Here is a 23683-nt window from a genome sequence, read left to right as displayed (position 1 = left end):
GGTGCCCCCCACCTTCAGTCAGTTACCCTCAATTGGCGGCTCTAAGAAACTCCATCATGTTGCCGTTGAAGACCCCTGGCGCCTGCCAGTGGGCGGCGTGGCCTGCCTCGACAAACACGGGCGCTCCGGTCCAGACGTTCTTGTAGGGAAGTCTCGCAAGATAATCAGTCCGGACAAACGGGTCCGAAGCTCCCTGAACGACTGCGAACGGACGATCATCCTCGGTGATCGTGCGGACCTCATCCGCTCCTACGCCGCGCATGCCGTTGCGCACCATCCAGTGGCGAGCATCGCCGTCGGTCCGAAGCGCCGTTTCGATCTGCTGAGCGGGCGCCAGGCGCGCGCCCATCATCGCCCGCACGTAGCGGATCGCATCCTCGCGCGAAAAGACGCGCTTGCCCGCGAGAGCGGTTGACGGCGTCCAGTTGAAGCCGGCGGCTATGCCGTCGGGGTCGAGGCTCACGGGAGGAGTGCCAGAGACCAAGAGCGATTTCACGGCACCGTACCGCGCCATCATCTCGATGCCGATATGACCACCGAGCGACCATCCGACCACGTGGTAGCTCCTGTGACCCAATTCTCCCATCAATGCATGAAGTACCGCCGCGTAGCCGGGAAAGCTGTACGTGGACCGGGGCGTTTCAGAGCGGGCGGACGATCCGTGCCCCGGAAGATCCGGGATCACGAAGCTGTAGCCGCCTGCGCAAAGCGGAGGAACTTGCTTCGCAAAGACGTCTTTGCTCGAGGAATTCCCGTGAATCAGCAAAACGGCGGTACCGCGGCTGCTCTTGTGCTCGCAATAGCTCAACCTCAAGCTCTTGATGACTCGAACAAGCGACCGCATAATTCTTTTCCGAGCCCGCAAACGGGCGCGCCTCGAAAACCATTACGCCGGAGCGTGAGAATTCACGCGTCGACGGCTACAACTCTCGGCATTATCTGTTTTGTAATTCCCGTGATTGATGCACATTGTAATCGAGACGGTCTACACGTCAAAGCGTGTAAATATCCGGCGTTGAACTCCCGGTCCTTGGAAGGCCGGGAAAGCTCGTACTTTTGTTGGTATCCCGAAGCTGTTCGACCTGCGAAGGCGCGTTCCTGCCCCGATGGGGCGACCGAAGAGGAAGAGGCGGCTGTATCGTCAAGGACGGATTGGCCGCCCGTGGACCTCACCGAGCTTCCCTCGCCCGCCCGGCGGCTACGATTGGCACGCCAGCGTCGAGAATGCCCCGTTGACTTAGGATCATCCGCTGGCCAATTCCCACGTCTTAGCAAGCGATGGGCAGCGCGCCGCTACACGTTAAAGCGTTTATGCGACATATCGCATGGTAGGCAGGAGACGGTGATGCTTTCATTGCTGATGCGAAAGGACTCCGGTACCTCGCCCAGAGGCACACTGGCGCGCAACGTCCGCCGATTGCGGCTCGAAAGCGGGATGACGCAAGAGGAGCTCGCCGCTAAGGCTGCGACAAGGCAGGCGCTTGTCAGCGCCGTCGAGGTGGAGACCGCCAATCCGACATTGGATTCGATCACCCGCATCGCCGCCGCGCTTGGCGTCGGCATAGCCGATCTCTTCGGCATTTCTCGGAAGTAAGGTTCGCCTGACCCGTCCACACCGCTGGCATCGGCGCCGCGGTTCAGGATGTCGTGCGGCGGGTAGATCTTCGTACGCTTTCCTCGGTGCGATGGGACCGTGCCTTTTCGTCGAACAAATCGGCCATGTGCACCTCGAGTGCCGCGGCGATCGCATCCAACATCAGTATGGTCGGGTTGGAGCGGGCGTTTTCGATCAATGAAACGGCCCCCTGCTCGATACCGAGGGCCGCCGCCAAATCGTCCTGGGTCAAATTCCGCGCCCGGCGCAAGCGTCTCACGTTAGCCGCGAGCAGCTTAGCCGCCCTCGCCTCTCTTTGTGGAAACCGTTTGCCGAATCCCGATCGAGCCATGGAGGCGAACGTCCGGATTCCGCAAAAATAAGACCATGTAATTTATCACATATTTGCGATTGATCATCCAGGATGCTTCCTTTCTCGGGAGGCACGAATGGGTCTTTATTCTTTGCAGGGCACGATTTCTCGATTGGGTCAGTGCGAATTCGACAACGATCTTTTATGCATACGTGGAGATCACGACGCATGACGAAAACAGAAGATTATTGAAGAAGGTCGCCGTCGCTGCTGACATCGAAGCGTCGATGGGCGTCGGCACCGCAGGAGAGTCCTTCTTCGACGACGTGTTCGTCTATGGTCGGCGGTTCTTGAACCAATTTTGGGGACTGAGAACCGCGGATCGGAGCGTAGTCGACAGCGTGGACCTTCGTAAGATCCTCGCTTCGGCAAATCTTGTCAGGGGAATTCTTCTGACGCCGTTCATGGGTTACGGCTTGCCGAATCTCCTGGCGGGGATCGGTCAAGCGTGGACACTTCTTACGGGATCCGGCAACCGCAGGGCGTTCTTCGCTGGAGGACACATCGCCTCTCCTCGCGCCATGCCGCCTCCACTGCCGCTCTCGGAGGACCTGGGACCTGCAATTCGCGGCGCCATGGAAATATTGGCGAAAGCGAGGGCGCGTGAAAGCGGCGGAAGGTGATGCGGTCCTGGATATCGGCCTTCCTTCTCGGCGCGTCGATTGCGTTCGCGCCGTCATGCGGGGCCGCAGCCCTTCGCGAGTTCTTCTCCAGCACTTCGGGAAAGCAATGCCGCGACCTGTCGAAGGAGCATCTCAGTAGGTGGGTCTGCCCGGGACCTCACGGCCTTCAGGCGACCTTCTTCGATGGGGGAAACGTTGTCGGCATCTCCTTCGGTATACCAGGCGCCGTGCCCGCAAGCACTTGGCGCGGAGCTGGACGGTCCTTCGGCGATCGGGTGCAATGGTTGCTCAACCCTTTGGGTGATGCGAAAGCAGCGATCTTAAGAACGTGGGAAGTTGGAGAAAACGACGAAACGGTTCAAGCGCTGAGAATTTTCATTATTGAAGGCCATCGTTCGTGCGAGCGAGGACAAGTGAGAGCCGATCTTCCCGGTGCCAACGAGCGCGCTCGGTGGGTGGCCGAGGTGGCGGTTTCTCGAGGCGTTACTTGTCACCGGTAGGATCGATCAACCGCGAAGGGCGGCGGCAGCACCCAGGGATTGCCCGAGTTGGCCCAGAGACGACGCAGCGGTTCTGTTTCGCACGCCGAGGCTGGCGACGCCTTGTTTCTACCGGTCGATATCAAGCACGCATAGCGCCGCCCCCTGCCAGCCGGCCATGATTTGGCGCGAAACTGACCATCCACCAAGGTTGGCGGACGGCGTCAAAGCGCTAGAGGAAGGAATTCTTGGGGTCTTCATCGCGGAAGGTTGCAGACGAGCGCGGAGGAAATATATAGAAGCTTCAATTGCCGGGATTTCGTGATTTGCTGCGATGCAAGCCAAGCGAGCGGCATCAAGGACAGCCCTCCGCTACGGATGTTGGCCGTCGGAATGGTCAATGTTCAGGAAGCACGATGCATGAAGGAGAGATTTCAGGGCGCTGCCAACCGCGCAAATCTGCTTGCTGCGCTTAGGCGCCAAGAATTCGTCGGCGGGAATCAAGAGATCGCAGAGGCCGCGGCCGACATTGGCGAGATCGTCGAATATCAGGACGGCGAAAAGCTGATCACGCAAGGGGCGGAGGACAACGAGATATTCCTTTTGCTCGCGGGCACGGTCTTGATTCTGATCAATGGCTACGAATATGAACGGCGAAAACCGGGGCAGCATATCGGCGAAATGGCGGCCATCGAGCCGTCGCTCAAGCGGTCCGCAACGGTCGCCGCCGCCGAGACCGTGGTCGCGCTGAAACTGACCAGCGCCGATTTCATGGCGCTTGGCATAAGTTATCCGCAGATCTGGTTGCCGATCGCACAGGAGGTGTCTCGACGCCTTTTTCAGCGCAATTCGACGATACCCGTGCCGAATGCAGCGCCCAAACTGTTCGTCATCTCGTCCACCGAGGCAAAGCATGTCGCGCACGCGCTGCGCGACGGTCTGAATCCGGACGTTTTCAGCACCGTGTGGGATGACGGTGTGTTCTTTGCCGGCGGCTATCCGCTCGAACATCTCGAAAAACAAGTCGCCCAATCGGATTTTGCTATCGCGATTGCCGAGCCCGACGACATTGTCCGATCACGCGGCCACCAGTCGCCCACCTTGCGCGACAACGTCCTGTTCGAGCTCGGACTGTTCATGGGCAAACTAGGCCGTCACCGTGCCATCGCGGTGCATCCGCGCGTCAAGGATCTCTGGATTCCTACCGATTTGCAGGGGTTGACCGTGATCCCCTACGAACCGGGTGACGAGAGCACGGTAAATCTGCGCTTGAAATCGGTATGCGAAGCCGTCCGCAAACTGGTCCAGGTGCGGGGCGTCCGCATATTCAACCCGGCATAAATCCCTTAAGCCAGCGGCCGATTTCGCGAAGCCTGCTCTCCGCGTGGCCGCCGTTTTCCAGAACTACCTGCACCTCCTCGGGCCTCCAGGTTGGCCGGAACACGGACGCAGAGAGTTGGACGTTGCCGATGAAGCCGACGCGGGCGATGACGAGGACTGCAAAATTTACGCCGACGTCTGCCCTTTCGACGAGAGCCTGCATGGTCGCGATATCCTTAGGGCTTGGGAGGGGTTCGAAGCTCGGATGCGAGTGCCATTCGCCCAGGTAGTTGTAGCGAGTGAAGTCGGCGCCCGTCCTGGCGAAGAAGGAATCGAGCTGGGCTTGATGCTGCGTCGGATCGCGTACGAAATGAGCGCTCGAACCGCCCGTGCGCTGTACGGTGACGTCGACCACGCGAAACGTTTCCTCGCCGACATGCTCACCGAGCAGCAGACCGCCGATTTCCCGCCGCCTTGCTCGGCGCATTTCGCTATGGAGTTGTTTCAGGACCCGACGTGGCAGCAGCAGTTTCATTTATCAGCTTCTTGAGAAGAGCCTGGATGCGTTCTGTCTCTAGTCTGGCAAGTTCCAGGTCCGGGGTGGACGGAAAAGTCGCAGCGGCAACGCCGACATCGATCGGCCTTGTATCGAATGGCTGCTGAAAGACCCAACGCTGCGACAAACCTATCATGTAGACAGAAGTCGGGAACATAGAGGGGGCCCGAGGTATCAGCGTGTCGATGGCCAATCGTGCGGCATGCGCCGCGATCGCGGTCACATCCGCGTCGTCGGCGATCATGGGGCCGTCGTCGCCGCGCGTCTCGTAGTCCTGGCCTGCGCGTTCGGGCGGCAATCCTTGATCGACGGACCACTGTTCGATCTGGGCTCGCATCGTCGCGGGATCCGGTTCGATGCCGTGCCGATGGCGAGCGATCAGGCCGCCGAATCCTCCTCCGAACACTCGCGCCCACACCATTGCCTTCCTGCCAACGCTCACGGCAGCGCAAAGATAGTTGAAGACGCGAGCATCCGCGGAGACATCGACGATGAGGTCGAACGTGCCCAGGGCTTCAATCAGGGTTTCGACGCTGTCGCTCGAATGTTGTCCGCCCAACCGGTATTTCCGGACGTCGCGCGCGGCATCGGGATTGACGAGTTCGATACGACGCGCGACCGCATCGACTTTATGATAGCCGACTTCGCGCCAATCGAGATCGTTGCGGACGACGTTATCCGGTAGCATGACGTCGTCATCGACGAGCAGGAATTTGCAGACGCCAGCGCGCGCGAGCATTGCCGCGACTTTGCTCCCGAGCGAACCGCAGCCGACGATCGCGACGCTGCGTGCCGCGAGAGCGGCGTGTTCCGGATCGAGGCGCCCCACTTCGCGCTGCGGCAAGACCATGCTCAATCGCTGGGCCGTGTTGTCGTCCCAGACCGCGTAGCCACGAAAGACCTCGCCTTTAACGATGAGCACGTACCGAACGTCCGGTACGCTAAACCCGATCGCAAGCGCCGCGTCGTACAGGTCGGCCCGCGTGGTTACGCGCGGCAGCGGCTGATCGCCAGGCCAGCACAGGATCATTGCCTGGAGGGCATATCCTTCGTCGACGACAGTCCGCGGCACCGAGGCGTCGGTCCATTTCTCGCCGGCTAGGTCCATTGCCCAATCGAGCACATAGACCGCGGACCGCTCTCGATAGGTCCCCACGACGGAAGCTTCGCACATTTTTCCGGCCGCCAAGGTCTTCATGAACGAGGCCGCGGAGCGCGTGAGCACAAATCGCATGCGCTCGCTTCGGAGGTCCTGTCCGAGGGTGGTGGCGTGGCGCGAGGCGACCATGCCGTTCTCGCCTGACGGCGGATTTTCGACCAAGAGCAGACGATGGGCGCTCTCGATCATGGCAGCGCCCGTGATATCCGGATGCCAATTGTCGGCGCCGAATTCCAAGCACAGTTCGCCGCCCGCTCCCCATTGATGACTCGACCACCTGGCGGTCTCGTCGCGCGGGAGGACCAACGGCGGCGAATGCGGGAAATGGTTCGGATAGCGCAGCGAGATCACGTAGGTTCGGTCGCCGATCCTTATGTCCGCGTCCCAAATCTGACGTAGCGACGTGTCCATTCGCCATTCGCCGGGAACGAGCCAATCCGCGCGCGAAACCAGCGCCTCAAGTTCGGCCCTTTCGCGTTGGGCACGCTCGGGGTGCTCGACCGACCAGATCACGCAAAACCGTCGGGGGTCGAAGGACCGGTACGGCGATTCGGAAAACTGAGTGGGGGCGCCACCGCTGCGGCAGGCTTGAGCAGTCCCGCCGAATCCATCGCCTTGGATGCTTTTGCTGCCTTGTCATCCTTGGCCGAAAGCTCTTCGACCGCAGCTTCATAGTACAGGTTGGATCGTTTGCGGCTAGAGCCGAAGATGTTCCTCACGGCCTCCGTCGCTGCATCATAGGCTTTCTGGCCAATCGCGGTTTCGGTTCCGGCGGAACGCTTCTGCTCGTTCGCGGCGGTCACGACTCCACGGCTCACCGAGCAGCGCACCAGATCACCTTTCATGCCCAGGCGGGTCACGGTCATCGGTCCATACTCGAAGCCGATGGCGAGGCCAAGGGTCGTAGCATCGGTCCCTTTGTCCTTGAGCCTCTTCAGCGCCAGATCAAAGCTGCTGCGCATAGCGGAGGCGCACAGCGTCGCGTTGCTGATCGTCTCCTCGGCTTCCGTCGTTTGCGCCGTCCCCTCGACCAGAAGGCCATGCACGCAGTCGCCGATATAGCGAATTTTGCGGCCCGCGAAATCCTCATGCAGCACGGCATCGAGCTCGGTGCGCAAGATGTCGAGCGCCCGCACGACGTGTTTGGCGTCCGCGTCGGTCGTGATGTTCTTGCCTACATATGCCGTGAATCCGTCGATGTCGGCATAGATGGTTGCGGCATCTTGCCGGCGGGAATTCTTCACCGATAGTTCTTCGATATCGAGCGTCCGGAAGGGCGGCGTGTGACCGGAAAACTCGAAACTCCCGATCGGATTCTTGTCGAGATCGTCTTTCCATTCCTTCACGATCTCATCCGCGTTCACGCCCAGTTTTGCCTCGTCTTGCGATGCCTTGATCTCGGTCGGTGTAAGCGGAGTGGTATCCTCGTTCTTGACGTCGGCCAGGCCGATTGCCTTGCGGGCCTTGTTGGTGAGGTAAATTCCGGTCGACTTGCCGCCTCCGGAACGCTTCGCCGCATAGTTTGCCGGCTCGCCCAGGAATAGCGGCTCCCGATGCCCCCGACGTCCGTTGTTTACGGCAAGCGCCAGGCCGGTGTCGATTCCCACGCGCATGTCGGCGGCGGGATGATCGGCATCTTCGCCGGTTTGAGCCAGCACGTCGATGACAAGTTGCCCAACGGCAACAGCCTTATGGACCCGCTTCGCCTCGGAATCATACGGCTTGGTTACGACCGAATGCAGACGCTGGTTGTGGAAATCGACGAAAAGGGCATCCACTCTCTGCAGCACGCGATGCACAGCCCGGTAATGCAGATTCAAGAAGCGCAACGTTCGACGATGGCAAGTCTCACCTTCTACATCGGTCACGTGCAGCATGTCATTGAGATTCAGGATATCGGCGTAGAGATGCACGCCGTTGACCCGGTACGCCACATGCCGAGGCAAGTTACCGAGATCGGTGTCCCGCACGTATTCCTTGATTTCGATGTCTTTCAGCGGAAGCCCATCGATCTTGGCATCAAGGCGCTTGGTCGCTCGATCCCTATTCCATGTCCGCGTACCCATTTATACCTCGATGCCATGCTCGATCGCGCGGGTGCGATCATCATGTGTTGACGGAATCCGATTAGGTCTGGTTAACCGAAGTGGTTCTGAGCAAGGTTAATTGCAAGCTGTTATCCTCAGATTTCGCATCTCGGCCGAACCAAGGGCGCACGAGCGATGCGTCCTCGGTCGCTATCCTAGTTATCGCTGACCGAGTTGTGCCTTCAGTGATCGATGGAATTCGCGGAAAGCCGTTCTCCGGGCTGAGGAAGCGGAAGCCGTGGCCCTGCGTACTGATTCTTCCTGTACCAGGCGCGTGCTCTTCGAAACCGACGCATACCGGTCCACGTCCTCCTGCGACTGCAGGTACGGCCACTTCCGCAGGAATTCCGGTATCGTGGCCGGCGGATTGATGAAGGACGCCAGCGGTCGTTCCTTTTCCGTCGCAACCCCGATCTCCCACGGTACCCATTGGGATTCGCGCGTCTTGGCCGAGATAACCGCAAGCAGCTGCGTGCATTTCTCCATCTCGGCGCGAATATAGTCCGCTAGATCCGGCCCATTCTTTTCCATGTTTCGGTCGATGACGTCGAGGTACACGTCTATCTGATGATGGATCTTCAGCCTGTAGGCGATGGCGCCCGCGACTTCCGAGTCTTCGTTCTTGTGTGACAGGAATACCTTGATTCCGGACATGGCGATTTTGGCCTTTCGGGTCGTTTTAGACGGTTCTGCGAGGCAGGATTTCTCAGATGCGCTTCAGATTTGCGAGCTTGCGATAGTGCGCGCCTAGCGCCGTTAGCTTGCAGCCCTTCGAGTCGATGGCGGCGTAGTACATGTGCTCCGCCTCGACTGGAGCTATGAGCCCTTGCCTGTTGCACATCTGAAGTTCCTTGAAGATCGCTACGTGTTCTGGGTCCACCGGTAGGTTACGGAGGTGCTCCGGAATATTCTCCCGGTCCGGCTCGTAGGATGGGTCGAGCGGGTAGATGTAGTTTGCGGTCGGAAAGTATTCGGGCAACCGCCGCAGCACTTCGGACGGAATCTTCGCGGGCACCTGGCGCAGCGTTACGAACGTCTGCACGTTCGCCTTGTAGATCGGTCGCTGCTCCCATTCGCCCAGCGTCTGGTCGATCAGCGAGTACAGCGCAGCAGGCGTCACGTAGCCGCGGACGTCGGAGGCGCTGCCGGTCAATCCTTCCAGCAAAAGACCGGTGAAAAGCCCGTGTTGCCCGTCCTCGTCGGCGAGCCCATCCCGGTGACATGCCGTCAGGATAGTGACACCCGTGCCGATGACGGAAACCTGCCCCCGCGAGCCCAATTGGGGCACCTCGCCGGCAAAGCCGGAATGACAGCTGTCGAGGATGATGACGGTTGATTTCACATGAGGATAGGCCTTGTTGGCCAGTTCCAGAACGTCACCCAGTGCCACTCCCCATGCGCCTTTCGCGTGGTTCTGACTGAGCAGGAAGCCGGCGTTTGTTTCCTCGTTGATGAGACCGTGACCAGCGAAATACAGGACCACCGTATCGGCATCGCCCTTGAAGAGCTGGGTAACGGCGTCGAACATCAGGGCGGTTGTGACGACCTGGCTGTCGCTTGTCAGCGCCATTACCGAGAAGTTGGGGTCCCCGTTGGCATGCGTCTCCAGCAACCGTTTGACCGCCAAGGCGTCGTTGACGCACCCGGACAATGGCGAATCCTGATAATGGTCTATGCCGATGACCAGAGCCCGGCCGGCCGTTTTCATCGACCGCCCCCGATCAGCGCCTTCAGGTTCTTCCAGGTCCACTCGTACATCTTGTCGTCGGTCTTCGCCGACTTCGGCTTCTTGCATCCGCCGTCCTTGTAGCCCTGGAGCAGGAAATACGGGACCTTCTCCTCTTGCGCAATCTTGACCTCGGCCGACACGCCCGCTGCGGTGTCGGTGGTCTTGCCGCAGATGACGGCGACGGTGTCGACACCCTTGATTCGAGTGCGCGCCTTCTTTTTCCAATCCTCGCTGATCGCCTCCTTGATGGACCAGTCGGCCAGCTCGAAGGGGCTGTCTTCGAGCTTGGATTGACCGACCAGAAACTCCTTGAGGGTCTCGTCGTGATCGTAGTCGAAACTGATGAAAACCTTGGTTTTTGCCATCTTTAACTCCCGAGTGAGCGCGGGAGTGCGGCCCCGACGTTCCGTTTTTGTAGGCTGTACCTAGGGTTACCCCGAGTATCACGATCCGTTCGCCGGCGTTCATCTGCCGTCGTTGGGAACGGGCTCGGCCGCAGCGGCTGCTGCGAACTGGTGGCCTCGGGATAGTAAGCTCGCGACCCGCACAGTGTCGGACCGGCCTAAGCAATTTTTTTCCGACTTGGGCCGGGTCGTGAGCTAACTTAGGTGGATGGAGATTTTTGGTGGAGAGGACGGCAGCACAGCCGGCCAGGGCGGATGCGCTGCGGGCCCTGACCGACGAGCAGCGGATCAAACTGGAAGTCGACGCTCGGCTTCGGGCCCGCGGTACGTCGTTCGATTTCGAGGACCTGCTTCAAGGGGCGTATGAACGATGGATGACTTCGGACAAGCCCGTGACCGGCACAGCGGAAACCTACGGCTTTCTTCGCGGCGCCATCAGGAGCATCGCCTCCAACGAGCGCCGGCACGCCGCGACGATATGTCGTGTGCATGGCGAGCGCTTCACGGCCGCCGAAGGAGATCCGGATCCGGCCGAAAACGTGGCCGACCCGACGGCCTCGCAGGAGAATTCACTTGTTTTGAATCAGTTCTACGACCTTTGCGCGAACGATCCGGAAATCCAGACGTTGTTGATGCTTCTGGATGAAGGCGCCGAACGCGCCGAAGTGCTCCAAGAGCTCGGTTGGGACGTAACCAAGTACGAGACGGTCCAAAAAAGGAAAAGAAAGATGGTGGCCCGCCTGATAAATGAGGGAAAGATATGACCCGCGCCGGCCGCCCTCCCCTCCGGACCAGACTCCTGGACGAAGTTCTCGAGGAAATGCACGCCTTGGAAGGCAAGGCGCTGGAGGAGTTTCTTGCCGAGACTGGCTTCGATCGCGATGAATTGCTTGCGAGTTACGACCGGTCGTATCGGTCCTTCGAGGCCGCTGCCGGCCGCAGGCAATTCGAAGCGGCCAGGAGGAGGCTTTCTCGAGATGCAACGAATAGGCGCTCGTTGAACATCGAAGCATCCAGGAAGCGCAGCGTGTACGCCGCGGTCAAGGAACACGTGGCGGTCACCGGCGCGATGATGGTCGCCGCACGCAACAGGAAAATCGAGTCGCCGGAGGATTTGGACAGCTTCCTGGAGGCTTGTCTGATGCTTGGTGTCATAGACGAGAACGGAAACTTGAAGGACTGAGTGCTTGAAGCCCGCAGAGAAGCTTCTAGTCGATTTGGGAATCGCCGACCCGCAAGACATCGACCTTCCCGCGATTGCGTTCTGTGTCGGTGCCGAGGTCCATTATCGACGCCTTGTCGATTGCGAGGCCCAGATCATCGGCTTTCGCGAACGTGCGGTAATCTACGTGGACGATCGCGTAACGAAGCCGAGGCGAAGATTCAGCACCGGCCACGAGCTGGGCCATTGGTATCATGATCGCGGCTCCTCGTTTGTCTGCAGGTCCGACGACATCGGCAAACCGATCGATGAGCGCTCTAAGAACGCCGAACGTGTGGCGGACGCCTATGCCGGCGATCTCATCCTCCCGCCGTTCATGATCACGCCGAGACTCGCAACGCTGGGCGACATTACGTTGGAGGGGATCGCAGCTCTCTCCCACGATTTTTCGACAAGTCTTACCGCCACTGCCATCCGTGTCATACGCATGACAAGACAGCCCTGCGTCCTGGTCGCGCAGGATCTCGGAGGAAGGCGCTGGCAGTGGCCGAGCATCGTTTGCGGCACTTTAAAGGTTCGCGACGATATCGACCTGCGCTCTAGCGCTGCAACGTCGCTTGCGGGAACCAACAAGATCGGCCCGGCTAGGAAGGAGCCGGCGCACTATTGGTTCGATCGCCGGCACATCGAACAGTTCGACGTGCGGGTGCAAAGCGTTCGGACGTCCGAGGGCGAGGCTCTGCCGCTTCTGAGAATCCTCGATGAAAGGATGATAGAAATATATGGTTGAGAAAGTCGGCGCTTTCAGGGGTTATTGGCTTTCGCCACCGAGCTTCGTTTCCGGCACGACATCCAAGGCATTCAGGACGACCGGCAAATAGCGCATGACTTGATCGCGGTCGCTTTTCTTCTCCTTCTCGTTGAGATCGGGATATGCGGTGGCTGACTGCCGCTCCCATTGCGACACCAGCATCGGCGGGATAGTGAGCGAGCCGTCCGGCCGGCGTTCGCACTGCTCGTGCATATAGCGCTGCCAGTGTGACCAACGCTCATGCTCGATGCCGGCGAGGGTTTCGATCAGTTCGTCGATCGCCTTCTGTGAGATGGGCGTGCTCATTGGGTCAGATCCGATTGTTTGCGACCAGTCTCCGGTAATGTTCGCCCAGCGCGGTAAGACGAACGGTCTTGCCCTCCATGGCCGCATGCCACATGTGGGGGGCACCTTCCGGAACGAGCAGGCCAACTCTGTTGTATTTCTGCAAAATGGCGAAGATCTCGGTTTATTTTGGGTCGGGCGGCGGCACGTAGCCGGGCGGGGGCGTGGGGCGTTCCGGCTCGAAGGTCGGATCGAGCTGGTAATGGTGCCCAGCCGCCGGAAAGAAATCGAAGATGCGCCGTAGTTCCGACAATTCGAGCGACGGCTGTACGCGCCGGAGAGAAACGAAACGCTTGACGTTCGTCTTGAAGACAGGCCGCTGCGTCGACCAGTTACCCAGCGATTGGTCGACGTGGGCATAGACGGCGCCGGGAGTTATCTCACCCATCAGATTCGCCGCTTCCCCTCCCAGGGAGTCGACCAGCAGGCTGGTGAACAAGCCACCTCCATTGCTTTCGCTGGCGTATTGTTCGGCGGTCGATGCCGTGAGGATGGTAACTCCGTCGCTGATCTCCGCAGTGCTTGTGTGCGTCGGATGCGAGCCGGCGATGCCACCATGGCAACTGTCGAGCATGATGATCTTATTCTGCGCTTTGGACAGATGAGCCATGGTCATGATTTCGCCGAGCGGCACCCCGTCATGCCCCGTCTTGCAGTCTCCGGCGCATAGATAGCCGCCCGTCGCTTCCAGATGGCCGTGGCCAGCGAAGTATAACAGCGCAACTTCGATGCCGCTGTCTGCGGCGAACAGCTGTTCGATCGCGTCCCGGAATTCCTGACGGTCGACGATGTCGGCAGGCCCCGTACCGGTGATCAGCCTCACTTCAAAATTGAGGGACCCGTCCGCGTTCCGCTCGAGCATCGCCTTGACGGAATGTGCATCGTTGACCGCACCCGTGAGCGGTGTGATGTAGTCGTAGTGGTCGATGCCGACGATGAGCGCCTTTCTGGTCATGCGGATCTCACAGCGTATTGATGAAGTCTTTTATGTTGTCCCATGTCCAGACCGTGGTATTCACGCCTTCAAGATTGGTGCGGTCGTCGCCGTAAGCCCAAATGCCGCGCAGCGGCTCTTTTTCTTCTTTGGCGCACTGAATCTCCCACTTCTGTCCGCTGGAAGATAGGGAGTTCTTGCTGACCAGCGCTATCACACCATCGGATCGCCGGATCCGCGTGCGCACGCGTTCTTTCCAGGCGGTGTCGTACGCTTCCTTCACCGACATGTCGATGTACTCGAAAGGCGATCTCGTGTGCAGCGATTGGCCTTTCATAAAATCGCGCTGCCGCTCGTCTTCGATCGCGAAGGCAACGAATACCACTTTCTTGTCCGCCATTGGGGTCTCCAACACTGGGGCCGACGAACCACCCGGCACGGCCCTGGCTCCGTTTAGCCGCTGACGCGACCGAGATAACCTAGTGGACACCCCGGGGTGTTCCCGAGAACCGCGCGTTCGGAACGGAATGCCGCCCCAAACGGACTAAGCGGCCGCGCGCGAAACCCGCCGCAGCCGCGGGCCGATTGCGAATCCATGGATCGACCATATGATCATCGAAAACCTCAACGAGGCGAATCCTCCCGACATGACGGATTTCTTCATTAGCTACAACAAGGCCGACCGGACGTGGGCCGAGTGGATAGCATACGTTCTCGAGGACGCGGGGTTCAGCACGTCGATCCAGGCGTGGGATTTCCGTCCGGGAACCAACTTTGTGCTGGAAATGCAGGAAGCGGCCGCGGAAGCGGTCCGGACCCTATTGGTGCTTTCGCCGGACTACCTGACATCCCAGTTCGCGGCCTCGGAATGGGCCGCCGCTTTTGCTCGGGATCCACGTGGCGTCGAGGGCAAGGTCGTGCCGGTGATGGTTAGACCTTGCGAGCCCAAGGGGCTGCTTCGGCAGATCGTTCGCATCGAGTTGGTCGGCCTCGAGGAAGATGAGGCCCGCCGGTGGCTGCTGAAAGGCATCGAGCAGCGACGCGCCAAGCCCGAAGCTCAGCCGCCGTTTCCAGCACAGCCCGACGGAAAGGTGGCGACCGCTTTCCCCGGGCCGCGCTCCGCAACGGCGAATCGGCGTGACAATCCCTACCTGCCGCACATCGGACGCAGGCCTTCAGACGCAGAGCGTCGCCGATTCATCAGAAACTCGTATGCCGCGATCACCGACAAGTTCCGGAACGGCTTGGAGGCTCTGAAGGCTCGCTATGATTTCGTCGAGACCGACATCGAATTCCGCGGCGAAATGGACTTCGTCGCCGAGGTGTTTATGCACGGCAACAGCGAATGCGCGTGTCACATTTGGTTGGGCGGAGCGTTTTCGCGCGACGCTATTTCGTATTACGAGGGACGTTCGTTTTCCGGAAACGCGGTCAACGAAATGCTCTCGGTGACCGATGATGCCTTATTCCTCTGCGCCACGATGGGCTCGGCGTTCGGCCACTATGACGACGTCGATCTGAAGCACTTGTCGCCGGAAGCTGCGGCTGACTACCTCTGGCGTCGATTTGTCGAACCGCTGGAACGAATATCTCGTCGATAAAGTCGCATATTTGGTTTCGGATCATCGAGACTTTGGTCGAGCGAATATGACGCTACCGGCGCTGATAGATTACCAAGCTATCGGCCATCGAACGGAGCTGGCGTCTGCGTTTCGGATCGGCCGGTTCGTGGATGCTGAAGGTGAATAGAACGGCCGCCTCGGCGGTGATTCCCGCCAGATACGTCGTCTCGTAGTTCGGAACCTCCGAGTTCTTGCGTATTCCCTCTACCCAATCCGTACCTGCGATGCGTACGCGTTTGAGGGATACGAGTTCGGCTTCGCCGCTTTTGTTGCCAACCGCTGGAATAGGGCCACGAAGATGGTCCTCATAAGCATCGAGGGTGTCATGAGTACCCCGATGCTTCATCGTAAAGATGACGATGGAAGCGAACGGTGGATGCCCACTGTCGCAGATATAGTCCAGTTGCTCCCGCCGGCACGTCCAGCCTGGTGGCACGGCAAATGAGAAGATCGCCGTTGCGTACCTTCGTGGAGCCTCGGGGACCAAAAGATACGCCAGGCCTGCGCCGGCACCGCACAGCAATAGTCCGACTGAGACGAGGGAAAGGGCAAAGGCGGTCACAAAGCTTCTGCTCATCTTATCGGTCCAGGTAACCCTTGCCGGTCTTCGCGACGAGGTCAGCAGCTTCCGAATAGCGCCGCGCCAGCCCCTCCGCGTCCGCCTTCTTCCCATCGATCTGGTCGAGCATGGCCTTCGCTTTGGCTCTGACTTCGTCCGCCGCGCCTTTCTCTTCCCTTTCGAACAACACTTGCGATTTAAGTGCGACAGTGACGACGTGTTCCAGCTGCATCGAGAGACGCTCTTGCCGACTAAGCGCAATACTCCCCGCCTCTATGGACGCATTGACCGTATCCAGTGCAGCATCATCTTGCTTCGCCTGAAGAAACTCGACTGCCGATTTCTGCAATGCCCTGGCCGCCGTTTCCGGAATTTCGTGCTCCTCTTTCATCTTCTTCGCAAATTCGAGGGCGCGCGTCGCGAAATCCGACGCCACGCGGCCTGCGTTTTGTATATCGGTCCGAATCGCGCGTTCCAGCGTTGCGCGCCGGGCCTCCACGACCGCAAGCGCGTCGTCGGCCGCTCCCGTTCGCGCGAACCCCTCCTCTGCAATCTTCGTCGCCGCCGCCAGCATTTCGGCGGCTCGATCCGGCTCCTTCAGCCGATCATGCGCGTCCGCCCGTTCCGCGCGGCACGCGACCAGCGCCAGCGCCTGCGGCGGAGAAGGAGCTCGGTCGGCGAGTGAATCGAGCAGATCGCAACTGCTGGCCAAGAGATTGTTTCGCGCCTCGCCGGGCTGTAGCGACCGGATGGTTTGGATCGTCCTTTCTGTCGCGAACACGCTGCGCGAAAGCGCATCGAGCGCGTTGTTGCGGCTCAAGAATGCGAACACGGCGGTCACGGCGCCGATCACCGCGATCGCCGAACCGGCGGCCAACCCGAGCCGGAACTGCTGCCTTCGCTCCTCCTCCCGCCTGATGGCAGGCATGTCCTCGGACGTCAGCCCGAGAAGCGGCGCAACGATCTTGACGGTCTCGTCGGCCAGCCTTGATGCCTTCGCCGGATTGAGAAAGGCGAAGGGACCGTATCCCCTCATGTCTATGATTTCGATGTTGGGATAGCGAACGGCGAGATCGCCCGGCAGAGGTCCGGCGAACGCGCCGGCCGCCCGCACGAGAATGATGTTGCCCCGATTCGGGCCCGCCTCGAATGCTTCTATTTCCCGACGCATCCAATCGTTGGTCGCCTGCTCCCTGGGGGCGGCATCCGGCGTTGCCACGACGATCAGATAGCGAGAAGACATCAGCACGGGCAGCGTGACGCGCTCGAAGAAGTCGTTGGTGGCCCGTTCGTAGATCGTGTCCAGATAAACCCGCAGTTTGCCCACGGGACTCTCCACCTCGCGGGGTGGACGATAGTCCTGCAAGAGGCGCCTGATCCGTCGCGCGGCGAGTGCGCCGTCGGATCGTCGGTAGCATACGAATGCGTCGAAGGCGTTCATCGCAGCTCACACGTCCAGGGTGGCACTCGCAGTGTGGCCTTGAAGGATGGGACCGGACAAGCTTGGCGTGCAAGGGAATCCCCTAGCTTCCCAGACCGCTTGCGAGCATTAAGGTGGATGTTTTCGGGAGCGCGACCGGTTATGGCGTGCGGGAAATCCATTCCGAGCTTGTTAGCCGCGGCGTTGCTGTCGCTGATGGCCTGCATGGCGTGGGGTGCCGTCTTCGACCAGGGAGACGGTCCCGACAACAAATTCCTGAGCGCAGTCGAGCGGGTTCTCGACCTGGCCGGATTAGATGTCGTGTTGGGGGACGCCTCCGCCTTAAAGCCACCGGACAAACCGAGGCTCGCTTCGCTCGCGGGTTATGCTCCGAGAAGGGAGAACTGGAACAGTTTCACGAAGGAAGGCTGGGCGTTGGCCTTTGCGGACGGACGCGCAGGAGTGCTCTTCGCTTATCGTCCTAAGGGGGTGCCCAAGCGGCTGGCCAAGAAGAAGTCGGATTGCGATCGCACGAAGCCTCCGGGAGATGAGGAGGCATGCCGGTTCGTGAGAGATTGGTTGAACGCCGCGCCGGACGATCGCGTTTTCATCGCCTTCACCAAAGAGGATTTCGACGCGGCCGCCAAGGCGAAGGACGCCCTCGAAAAATCAGGGTATGTCGTGTTCATGTTCCTGAAAGGAAAGAACGAACGACCGTGGGCGAGCCCGGCCCTCGTCGGCGAGGTATTCGCACAAGCTACGCATCGGCTGGTGATCGATACTGAGGCCGCGCGCGGAAGCGCAGGGGTACGTTTCGAGAGTCTCTGCTGCGAGCCTCTGCTTCTCCCGCCCTATCCCGACACGAAATGGTCGCGGGCACTAGCCGGCAAGAAGTGATCCACCGGGTCCGCCCGCGACCTAGATTGGAGCCTTCTACTTCACCGTTTTTTGGAAGGCGCTCGGAACAAGAGTGACGTCTACTCGGATATCTTTAAGGAGATGAAGGAGGCCGGCCTCGTTCAGGAAGCCATGGTCTTCGCGTTAGACCAAAAGGCCCTCAAGATTGCGCTATACGGCGACACTCTCTTGAGGATGGATGACGGTATCAGTTCGGTGCATTGAGCAGGACTGCCGGACTTGCCCTTCCATGGTTTTAGTTAAGCTGGCTCTTCGTACCGAAGATTGGGCGATTAAGACCATTTGCGGTCATTCGCAAAAGTGATCACCGCAACCGTTCGCTTAACGAGAGGCGTTCGCAGTGCGCCATCGTCGGCCTGCGTCCCGCCGAGGTCGCTGGAGACGCCGACTATTTGCTGGAGCAGCAAGCGAAGTTTCGGAAAGCACGATGGCCGGAGACGGCTCGGACGCCATTTTCTGCGCTTGCTGCACTTCCGAGTCAGTAGGCTTGCTCTCCATCAGGTCGAGCGCCGATCGCCCCGCGTCGGTGATCGCCGCCGATCCGCCCCAGAGATTGGCGGTCCTTGTGGTGGGTCCTTATAGGAACTCCGCCATGTATCGCGACCGATGCGACGAATGGGTATTACGGGCTTTTGGCACCGCTTGGATGTTCGATCGGGTAATGCTTGCGGTCCCGGAGTAGGCTTACGCCTCGATTTATGCGAACCGCGTCGAGCAGCTTTGTCGATCGATCGGAAAGATCCGACGGAGTGCCAGGCTGCCGAGCGTGGAGGTCCGTCATGTATATGTTGACCCACTCGATCCTAAGGACTCCGCCGCATTGGCTCGCCTTGCACCTTGATGGCGGCGACCAGGTTGACAGGGGTCTGCCGGGCCGTCGTATCCAGCAATCGCAGGCTGCCGTGACGAGCCAAACCTCCTCATTTGATATGGCGCGACCTCGTTTTCGTACGAATTTATGTACACGGTGGCCGCCTGCTTTCCTCACTCTCCATACAAGTCATTGATATTTTCAAACATTCTTAAGATTGGAAACGGGCGATCAAGCTTTTGAAATACCACTTTGTCTTCGGGGCGGAATGGACTTCGGCACTACCCGCGATCATCATTCTCGTCTATCAGGTAATGCGCATCATCCTGACCGTGCGGATCAGTCCGCTGATCGAAGCAGAACGGGGCACTGGATGGACTCCCGCACGCTCATCCTATCAAAGGTACATATGGTTTCACGTTGGCTCGCAAATTCTCGGCGGAATCGCGATCACATCGTTCGCATGGGAGGTCTGGCAACTCCTTCAGCAAGAGCCCTTGATGATCTTGCGGGCACGGCCGGCTGCTGCTGGTTAGCGCCTGGTTCGGGGGATAGCGTTTGAAGACGATGCTGATGCTGCAATCGACCTTACTGCGCTGCTATTGGCTCGTACTGAAACTGAAGCTTCGCAGGACGATTCAATTCGCTCGCCAACATCCTTTGGCACTGGGAAGCTGGATCGTGTCGACTGCTTGCCTTGTGGTGAGCTTGTCGTTCGTTTTAAGCACCGGACCGGACATCCAGAACTACATCTATGCTCTCATCCGCAGCGATTCGCCATCGATATACGGCTCGGCCTATCAGGACACCCTGGCAAGGTTTCCGAGCCTTCGACAATGGCTGTTGTCGGCCTTTCAGTGGCCGTTTCTGGCGATGGCATCGGTCATAGTCGGTCTTTCCTTCGGTCGAACCGGCGCGAGAAATGTCTTCGTGGCCGCAGTCGTTGCTTCCTACTTCTCGCTGGTGGCCTGCGACCTGGCGATTGGAATGCTCGAAGGCGTTATTTCGGCACCTTATGTTTTGGAGAACCTGATTGCGGATGCGGCGGGAGCGATCGTCGTTGCGTTCGTTCTGGTCGCCATCATGATGGCGGGGCGCGGCTGCTATACTCATGTGCGCGGACCGAAGATCGCGCGTGGTGTGGCCGCCGCGTTCGTCGTTCTCGTTCTCGGGATCAGCATTGGCTCGACGGTGTTCCATATGGCCGAATTCCTTTATCGACCCATTCCGGTGCGGTTGGATGCGATACTCGACGCTCCCGTCAACGGAGTGATCGGAACCAAGGGAGTAGCCGCCGATGGACACAGGAAGCGACGCCGCGCGCAGGACGACGAGGACCGTGCTCCTTTTCAGATCTTTCCCTCCCAGATCGAGAACGGCTCGCTTCGTTGGAACAGCCCGGGGGACGACAACAAATTCGCTGTGCAATGGAGCAAAATTGCAAAATCGGGCAGGTTCGATGCCACGATCGAGTTCTACGCGGATTGCTTCGGCGACGGGATGAACACTGCGAGCTCGGTCGAGCGTCATCGCATCGGTATCGAAGACCTGACCGAACTGTCCGTCTCGCTAGATGCTGGTCCTGCCGAGTTCGGTACCCTCGATCGGGCGAAGACCAGCGGCACGATGACCACGAAGTTCGGTTCGTTCGCGATGTATTCGCTTGATCTGGATTCCGGCTCGCAGAGAAGCAAGACGACGCAATTCGTCGACAAGGACGCCTCGATAGCCGTCAAAAGCGAGGGACGCAGCCTCGGTTTCTATCTGAATTCCGTGCTGGCTTCCACGTCCAACCCCGGCATTACGGCTTCCGGTCGCACGGCAACCATCAAGGCGGATAGCAAGACCTATTCGATTCAAGCCGCCAAGCCTCGAGGCACCTCGAAGACGATTGGCCAACTCGCATGCAGGTCGGTCGATGCCGTGGGGGCCGTGAAGCGTGATCGCGTCATTATCGGCGGGGCGGACGCCTACCTGGGCTTGGTCGTTCGGCTCAACAAGCGACAAGAGCCGGCTTCTGTTTACGGCGTCGAGGAGAGCGCTCTCAAGATTCTGGGCGGAAACGGTTGGGTGTCCTTCCTGCGGCCAGCCGGGCGCAAATCGAGCGACGATCCCTCGGGCAACGCCGACTTCGTCGCCTTCGGAGGAAACATCGCGAGCCTGGACATCGATAAGACATCCACCACGGCGCGTCCCCTCGACGAATATCACGCGTTGGGCGACTTTGTCGGAAGCTTCGACGATACCGCCAAGGTCCGATTTTCGGGGATCGCGAAGGCGCTGTGGAAGAATGGTGGTCGCGAAAACCCGACGAAGTGGGAAAAACTGGGCTGGGAACAGCGCACTGCCATTCTCACGGCGATTTTTAGCGCGCTCGTGGCACTCGTCGGATATGTGGCGAAGCGGATCGGCAACAACGTCGAAATCGATTGGAGACCCCGATTGAGGTGATCGGGATGACCGACCACCTCGAACATAGCCCCGCCAGGTGGATCATCGCCACGCGTCACGGCACGGCGAAATCGGGCCAAGCGCCGCCCGGCCTGATCAGGATATTCAGCCAAGCATTCGACCGAAGCGCAGAACTCATCCTCCGCTTCATCGGCTGCATCGATCGGCATTCAGGCCGTCGGTGGTTCCGATGCAGATGACAGGAAGCACAATCCTACTTCCTACGTCGTAGGCATAGCGAACTGCGCCCCACCTTTTATTCCGGACGGCCAGCGCGAGGTCACCGTCTTGGTCTTGGTGTAGAAACGACCGTGACGGGTTCGCCGTCGGCGTAGCTTCGTTCTGCCTCGGTCGTGACCGGCCACAGCCGTCTGCCCGAGGGAGGGACGACCGACACGAAGAATGGCCGATCGAACTCGCCTTCGGACCATATGCCTCGGTAGGAATTCTTCATCGCGCATCCTTGTTTCCGGGAGCGAAACTACATCGCGCGGCTGCAAGCGTGAAATTGGACGTGAAGCCCCGCTCCACGCGTCCGCCGACGTTCACTTCACGACATAGCGGGGCAGCTTCGAGATCTCCCGATGGGCGGTGGAGATCCAGGCGTCGCCGTAGTCGGAGGCGGTCCGCTCCCCCACGTGGCCCTGGACGATGTTCTGGACGTCCACGTGCATGTCGACCGCGCGCGCCAGCGACGAGAAGCGGTGGCGCCAGCCGTGATTCGGCTGCACGTCCGTGTCCGTCACCCCGACCGTGTTGCGTACCCACTCCGCCAGGCGTTCGCCGACCTTGCGGAAGTGCTTCCCGTCGCCGCCGCGCGACCGCTTGGGTTCGTAGAACAACGGGCGGTTCTTCCGGCTCTTGACGTAGTCGAGCAGTCCCTGGTCGAGGAGGTGCTCGTGCAGCGGACCTTCCTGTAGTCCCCCGTCTTGGTCGCGGAGGCGTCGAGGCGGATGTAGTCGAAGCCCTCCTCGATTCCGAAATCGAGCGGCGTGAGCTGGGTGATCTCGTTCACCCGCGCGCCGGTATAGGCGCAGATCCACGGCACCCAGCGCCTCGCGGCCGCCATCTCCGCCGACAGCGCCTTCGGCTGCGGCTCGAGCGACGCGGTCAGGATCCGCCGCGCCTCGTCGGCGGTGAATCCCTTCTCGCGCTGCTTCTTTTTCTTCTTCACCTTGACGACGATCCCCTTGGCGACGTTGGTCGTCAAATCCTCGCGGTTCACCGCGAAGTTCAGCGTCGCCCGGAGCGCGGCGAGATATACGTTGCGGATCGTCTTGCGGTCGCGCGTCCTCGGCTCTGCCGGCGTGTCGTCGGCGCCGACGGCAGGCCCGCCCTTCTTACGCTTCGACTTGCGCCGGGGCAGGATCTCGCTCTGCAGCTTCTCCTTCCAGGCCAGCACCTCCTTGCGCGTCAGTCGCGCCAGATCGTCGTGCCCGACGAAGGCGATCAGGTCGCGGATCTTCGACCGCCAGGCCGATCTCATCTTGGGCGCGAGCCCCGCATCCTCCGCGTAGGCGTCGAAGGTCGCCAGCGCCGGCACCTTTCCGCCGTTCGGCTTGAGGACTTCGGCCGACGCGAACTTCTCCCGCTCCGGATCGGGCCCGTACACGCCGTTCGCCTTGCGAAGCAGCGCCGTTTCCGCGTCCTCCTTGGCCTTGACGAATGCCCGGATGAAGGTCTCGTAGGTGTCGTCGACCAGATGCAGGGCGTGCCTGTCGAGGAAGGCCGCGACCTCGGCCCCGAACCTCAGCCGCAGGTGCTGACCGATCGGGATCAGATTCCAGTCGCGGCGCTGCCGGGCCTGCAGCTGTCGCAGCGATTTCGCGCGCTCCAGCGGAGGACCGGGATTGGCGCGCTGCGCCGCCACCGCCTCGTCGAACACGAGGCTCGCCAGCGCCGAGATCTGTTCGTAGGTCAGCTGGTCCGGCGGCCGCCCGACGATGTTGCGACGCCAGGCGCGCTCCAGCCGGAGGTTCTCCTCCTGACAGCGCAGGAAGGCCTCGTCGTAGTCGGTGGTGCCGAGCGAGATCTTGATTTCGGCGCGGTCACCGAAGAAGGCACGGTATTTTTTCGGAATGCGCCGGCGAAACCAGAAATTCCGGCTCCGTGGGTTCTTCCAAGGTTCGAGCATTTTTTTACCCATGTGGAGTCCACTTTTGTGTACCACCGGGTTTTTGCTAAAGCCTTATTCTATCGATAGAACTTGAATCATATGGGCTTTCGCTGAGCGGCCCGAGACATAGGTGACAAAACGTACCGGGCACATGGGTTACACTTTCCGCTTTTGTTCTGCGGGAGGTGTGGATGCCGTGGAAAGCGAGTT

General features: G+C 60.1%; 25 protein-coding genes and 1 pseudogene. 10 read left to right on the top strand and 16 right to left on the bottom strand.

From position 1 onward, the window contains the following. Positions 1-28: 28 nt before the first annotated feature. Positions 29-844 (bottom strand): alpha/beta hydrolase, encoded by an 816-nt coding sequence (locus IVA82_RS34810; RefSeq protein WP_247380352.1) that lies wholly within the window; start codon positions 842-844, stop codon positions 29-31. 501 nt (positions 845-1345) lie between these two features. On the opposite strand from IVA82_RS34810, the gene IVA82_RS34805 reads away from it, so the two are divergent. Continuing rightward, entirely contained in the window at positions 1346-1594 is a 249-nt protein-coding gene (locus IVA82_RS34805) for a helix-turn-helix transcriptional regulator (RefSeq protein WP_247380350.1), read from the top strand. A gap of 43 nt (positions 1595-1637) precedes the next feature. Here IVA82_RS34805 and IVA82_RS34800 read toward each other — a convergent pair whose 3' ends face one another. Continuing rightward, positions 1638-1946: a helix-turn-helix transcriptional regulator gene (locus tag IVA82_RS34800; protein ID WP_256469761.1), complete on the bottom strand. Its 309-nt coding sequence runs from the start codon at positions 1944-1946 to the stop codon at positions 1638-1640. 59 nt (positions 1947-2005) lie between these two features. On the opposite strand from IVA82_RS34800, the gene IVA82_RS34795 reads away from it, so the two are divergent. Next, positions 2006-2590, top strand: a complete 585-nt coding sequence (locus IVA82_RS34795) for a hypothetical protein (protein WP_247380346.1) — start codon at positions 2006-2008, stop codon at positions 2588-2590. Between the two features lie 749 nt (positions 2591-3339). Further along, positions 3340-4410 (top strand): TIR domain-containing protein, encoded by a 1071-nt coding sequence (locus tag IVA82_RS34790; RefSeq protein ID WP_247493740.1) that lies wholly within the window; start codon positions 3340-3342, stop codon positions 4408-4410. Here the strand turns inward: IVA82_RS34790 and IVA82_RS34785 are convergent. From IVA82_RS34785 to IVA82_RS34760, 6 genes are all read right to left on the bottom strand, one after another. Next, positions 4397-4924, bottom strand: a complete 528-nt coding sequence (locus IVA82_RS34785) for a Mov34/MPN/PAD-1 family protein (RefSeq protein WP_247380342.1) — start codon at positions 4922-4924, stop codon at positions 4397-4399. The genes IVA82_RS34790 and IVA82_RS34785 overlap by 14 nt on opposite strands. Next, positions 4881-6617 carry a ThiF family adenylyltransferase gene (locus IVA82_RS49175; RefSeq protein ID WP_247380340.1) on the bottom strand — a complete coding sequence of 579 codons (1737 nt, stop codon included), beginning with the start codon at positions 6615-6617 and terminating at the stop codon, positions 4881-4883. The genes IVA82_RS34785 and IVA82_RS49175 overlap by 44 nt, the downstream gene beginning before the upstream one ends. Further along, positions 6614-8074: an adenylate/guanylate cyclase domain-containing protein gene (locus IVA82_RS34775; RefSeq protein WP_247380338.1), complete on the bottom strand. Its 1461-nt coding sequence runs from the start codon at positions 8072-8074 to the stop codon at positions 6614-6616. The genes IVA82_RS49175 and IVA82_RS34775 overlap by 4 nt, the downstream gene beginning before the upstream one ends. 276 nt (positions 8075-8350) lie before the next feature. Next, positions 8351-8845, bottom strand: coding sequence for a toll/interleukin-1 receptor domain-containing protein (locus tag IVA82_RS34770; protein ID WP_247380337.1), 495 nt, complete (start codon positions 8843-8845; stop codon positions 8351-8353). Positions 8846-8897: 52 nt separating this feature from the next. After that, on the bottom strand, positions 8898-9899 hold the full coding sequence (locus IVA82_RS34765) for a caspase family protein (protein ID WP_247380334.1): 1002 nt from the start codon (positions 9897-9899) through the stop codon (positions 8898-8900). Beyond that, positions 9896-10285, bottom strand: coding sequence for a TIR domain-containing protein (locus IVA82_RS34760; protein ID WP_247380332.1), 390 nt, complete (start codon positions 10283-10285; stop codon positions 9896-9898). The genes IVA82_RS34765 and IVA82_RS34760 overlap by 4 nt, the downstream gene beginning before the upstream one ends. A 260-nt stretch (positions 10286-10545) precedes the next feature. On the opposite strand from IVA82_RS34760, the gene IVA82_RS34755 reads away from it, so the two are divergent. Both IVA82_RS34755 and IVA82_RS34750 read left to right on the top strand, forming a co-directional pair. Continuing rightward, positions 10546-11088 carry a hypothetical protein gene (locus IVA82_RS34755; RefSeq protein WP_247380330.1) on the top strand — a complete coding sequence of 181 codons (543 nt, stop codon included), beginning with the start codon at positions 10546-10548 and terminating at the stop codon, positions 11086-11088. Further along, positions 11085-11507, top strand: coding sequence for a hypothetical protein (locus IVA82_RS34750; protein WP_247380329.1), 423 nt, complete (start codon positions 11085-11087; stop codon positions 11505-11507). Before IVA82_RS34755 ends, IVA82_RS34750 begins: the two co-directional genes overlap by 4 nt. Before the next feature lie 25 nt (positions 11508-11532). Here the strand turns inward: IVA82_RS34750 and IVA82_RS49170 are convergent, their stop codons facing one another. Beyond that, positions 11533-11733: a hypothetical protein gene (locus tag IVA82_RS49170; RefSeq protein WP_247493743.1), complete on the bottom strand. Its 201-nt coding sequence runs from the start codon at positions 11731-11733 to the stop codon at positions 11533-11535. On the opposite strand from IVA82_RS49170, the gene IVA82_RS34740 reads away from it, so the two are divergent. Then, positions 11674-12276, top strand: coding sequence for an ImmA/IrrE family metallo-endopeptidase (locus IVA82_RS34740; RefSeq protein ID WP_247493742.1), 603 nt, complete (start codon positions 11674-11676; stop codon positions 12274-12276). The two genes, IVA82_RS49170 and IVA82_RS34740, sit on opposite strands and share 60 nt — an antisense overlap. Positions 12277-12297: 21 nt before the next feature. Here IVA82_RS34740 and IVA82_RS34735 read toward each other — a convergent pair whose 3' ends face one another. The 3 genes and pseudogenes from IVA82_RS34735 to IVA82_RS34725 form a co-directional block, all read right to left on the bottom strand. After that, a complete protein-coding gene (locus tag IVA82_RS34735) occupies positions 12298-12603 on the bottom strand; it encodes a hypothetical protein (RefSeq protein ID WP_247380326.1) in 306 nt (101 codons plus the stop codon). A gap of 4 nt (positions 12604-12607) precedes the next feature. After that, positions 12608-13597 (bottom strand): annotated as a pseudogene (locus tag IVA82_RS34730) (caspase family protein). Positions 13598-13604: 7 nt separating this feature from the next. Then, positions 13605-13976 (bottom strand): TIR domain-containing protein, encoded by a 372-nt coding sequence (locus tag IVA82_RS34725; RefSeq protein ID WP_247380312.1) that lies wholly within the window; start codon positions 13974-13976, stop codon positions 13605-13607. A 208-nt stretch (positions 13977-14184) separates the two neighbouring features. On the opposite strand from IVA82_RS34725, the gene IVA82_RS34720 reads away from it, so the two are divergent. After that, complete coding sequence (locus IVA82_RS34720) at positions 14185-15177, top strand: toll/interleukin-1 receptor domain-containing protein (protein ID WP_247380307.1); 993 nt, start codon at positions 14185-14187, stop codon at positions 15175-15177. Between the two features lie 52 nt (positions 15178-15229). Here the strand turns inward: IVA82_RS34720 and IVA82_RS34715 are convergent, their stop codons facing one another. Further along, positions 15230-15775: a hypothetical protein gene (locus tag IVA82_RS34715; protein ID WP_247380304.1), complete on the bottom strand. Its 546-nt coding sequence runs from the start codon at positions 15773-15775 to the stop codon at positions 15230-15232. Position 15776: 1 nt separating this feature from the next. After that, positions 15777-17198 carry a hypothetical protein gene (locus IVA82_RS34710; protein WP_247493739.1) on the bottom strand — a complete coding sequence of 474 codons (1422 nt, stop codon included), beginning with the start codon at positions 17196-17198 and terminating at the stop codon, positions 15777-15779. A 141-nt stretch (positions 17199-17339) separates the two neighbouring features. Here IVA82_RS34710 and IVA82_RS34705 point away from each other — a divergent pair, with 141 nt between their 5' ends. The 3 genes from IVA82_RS34705 to IVA82_RS34695 all read left to right on the top strand — a co-directional run bounded on the left by IVA82_RS34705 (position 17340) and on the right by IVA82_RS34695 (position 21357). Further along, the gene (locus IVA82_RS34705; protein WP_247380295.1) at positions 17340-18074 is read left to right on the top strand and encodes a hypothetical protein; all 735 of its coding nucleotides are present in this window, start codon (positions 17340-17342) and stop codon (positions 18072-18074) included. 1071 nt (positions 18075-19145) lie between these two features. After that, the gene (locus IVA82_RS34700) at positions 19146-19442 is read left to right on the top strand and encodes a hypothetical protein (protein WP_247380292.1); all 297 of its coding nucleotides are present in this window, start codon (positions 19146-19148) and stop codon (positions 19440-19442) included. A gap of 22 nt (positions 19443-19464) precedes the next feature. Continuing rightward, positions 19465-21357 carry a hypothetical protein gene (locus tag IVA82_RS34695; protein ID WP_247493738.1) on the top strand — a complete coding sequence of 631 codons (1893 nt, stop codon included), beginning with the start codon at positions 19465-19467 and terminating at the stop codon, positions 21355-21357. A 545-nt stretch (positions 21358-21902) separates the two neighbouring features. Here the strand turns inward: IVA82_RS34695 and IVA82_RS34690 are convergent. After that, positions 21903-22088, bottom strand: coding sequence for a hypothetical protein (locus IVA82_RS34690; RefSeq protein ID WP_247380287.1), 186 nt, complete (start codon positions 22086-22088; stop codon positions 21903-21905). Between the two features lie 11 nt (positions 22089-22099). Next, positions 22100-23491 (bottom strand): DUF6538 domain-containing protein, encoded by a 1392-nt coding sequence (locus IVA82_RS34685; RefSeq protein ID WP_247493737.1) that lies wholly within the window; start codon positions 23489-23491, stop codon positions 22100-22102. Positions 23492-23683: the final 192 nt, after the last annotated feature.

The organism is Bradyrhizobium sp. 142 (assembly GCF_023074015.1).
GTDB lineage: Bacteria > Pseudomonadota > Alphaproteobacteria > Rhizobiales > Xanthobacteraceae > Bradyrhizobium.
The sequence above is the reverse complement of the archived record's forward strand: the minus strand, read 5'-3'. Positions and strand labels throughout refer to the sequence as shown.

Coding starts and splice junctions, on each gene's coding strand:
- IVA82_RS49170 (WP_247493743.1), bottom strand. CDS start 11,733: ATGGCCCAGCTCGTGGCCGGTGCTGAATCTTCGCCTCGGCTTCGTTAC.
- IVA82_RS34770 (WP_247380337.1), bottom strand. CDS start 8,845: ATGTCCGGAATCAAGGTATTCCTGTCACACAAGAACGAAGACTCGGAA.
- IVA82_RS34805 (WP_247380350.1), top strand. CDS start 1,346: ATGCTTTCATTGCTGATGCGAAAGGACTCCGGTACCTCGCCCAGAGGC.
- IVA82_RS34785 (WP_247380342.1), bottom strand. CDS start 4,924: ATGAAACTGCTGCTGCCACGTCGGGTCCTGAAACAACTCCATAGCGAA.
- IVA82_RS34725 (WP_247380312.1), bottom strand. CDS start 13,976: ATGGCGGACAAGAAAGTGGTATTCGTTGCCTTCGCGATCGAAGACGAG.
- IVA82_RS34685 (WP_247493737.1), bottom strand. CDS start 23,491: ATGCTCGAACCTTGGAAGAACCCACGGAGCCGGAATTTCTGGTTTCGC.
- IVA82_RS34810 (WP_247380352.1), bottom strand. CDS start 844: ATGCGGTCGCTTGTTCGAGTCATCAAGAGCTTGAGGTTGAGCTATTGC.
- IVA82_RS34720 (WP_247380307.1), top strand. CDS start 14,185: ATGATCATCGAAAACCTCAACGAGGCGAATCCTCCCGACATGACGGAT.
- IVA82_RS34705 (WP_247380295.1), top strand. CDS start 17,340: ATGGCGTGCGGGAAATCCATTCCGAGCTTGTTAGCCGCGGCGTTGCTG.
- IVA82_RS34750 (WP_247380329.1), top strand. CDS start 11,085: ATGACCCGCGCCGGCCGCCCTCCCCTCCGGACCAGACTCCTGGACGAA.
- IVA82_RS34735 (WP_247380326.1), bottom strand. CDS start 12,603: ATGAGCACGCCCATCTCACAGAAGGCGATCGACGAACTGATCGAAACC.
- IVA82_RS34715 (WP_247380304.1), bottom strand. CDS start 15,775: ATGAGCAGAAGCTTTGTGACCGCCTTTGCCCTTTCCCTCGTCTCAGTC.
- IVA82_RS34760 (WP_247380332.1), bottom strand. CDS start 10,285: ATGGCAAAAACCAAGGTTTTCATCAGTTTCGACTACGATCACGACGAG.
- IVA82_RS34765 (WP_247380334.1), bottom strand. CDS start 9,899: ATGAAAACGGCCGGCCGGGCTCTGGTCATCGGCATAGACCATTATCAG.
- IVA82_RS34800 (WP_256469761.1), bottom strand. CDS start 1,946: ATGGCTCGATCGGGATTCGGCAAACGGTTTCCACAAAGAGAGGCGAGG.
- IVA82_RS34710 (WP_247493739.1), bottom strand. CDS start 17,198: ATGAACGCCTTCGACGCATTCGTATGCTACCGACGATCCGACGGCGCA.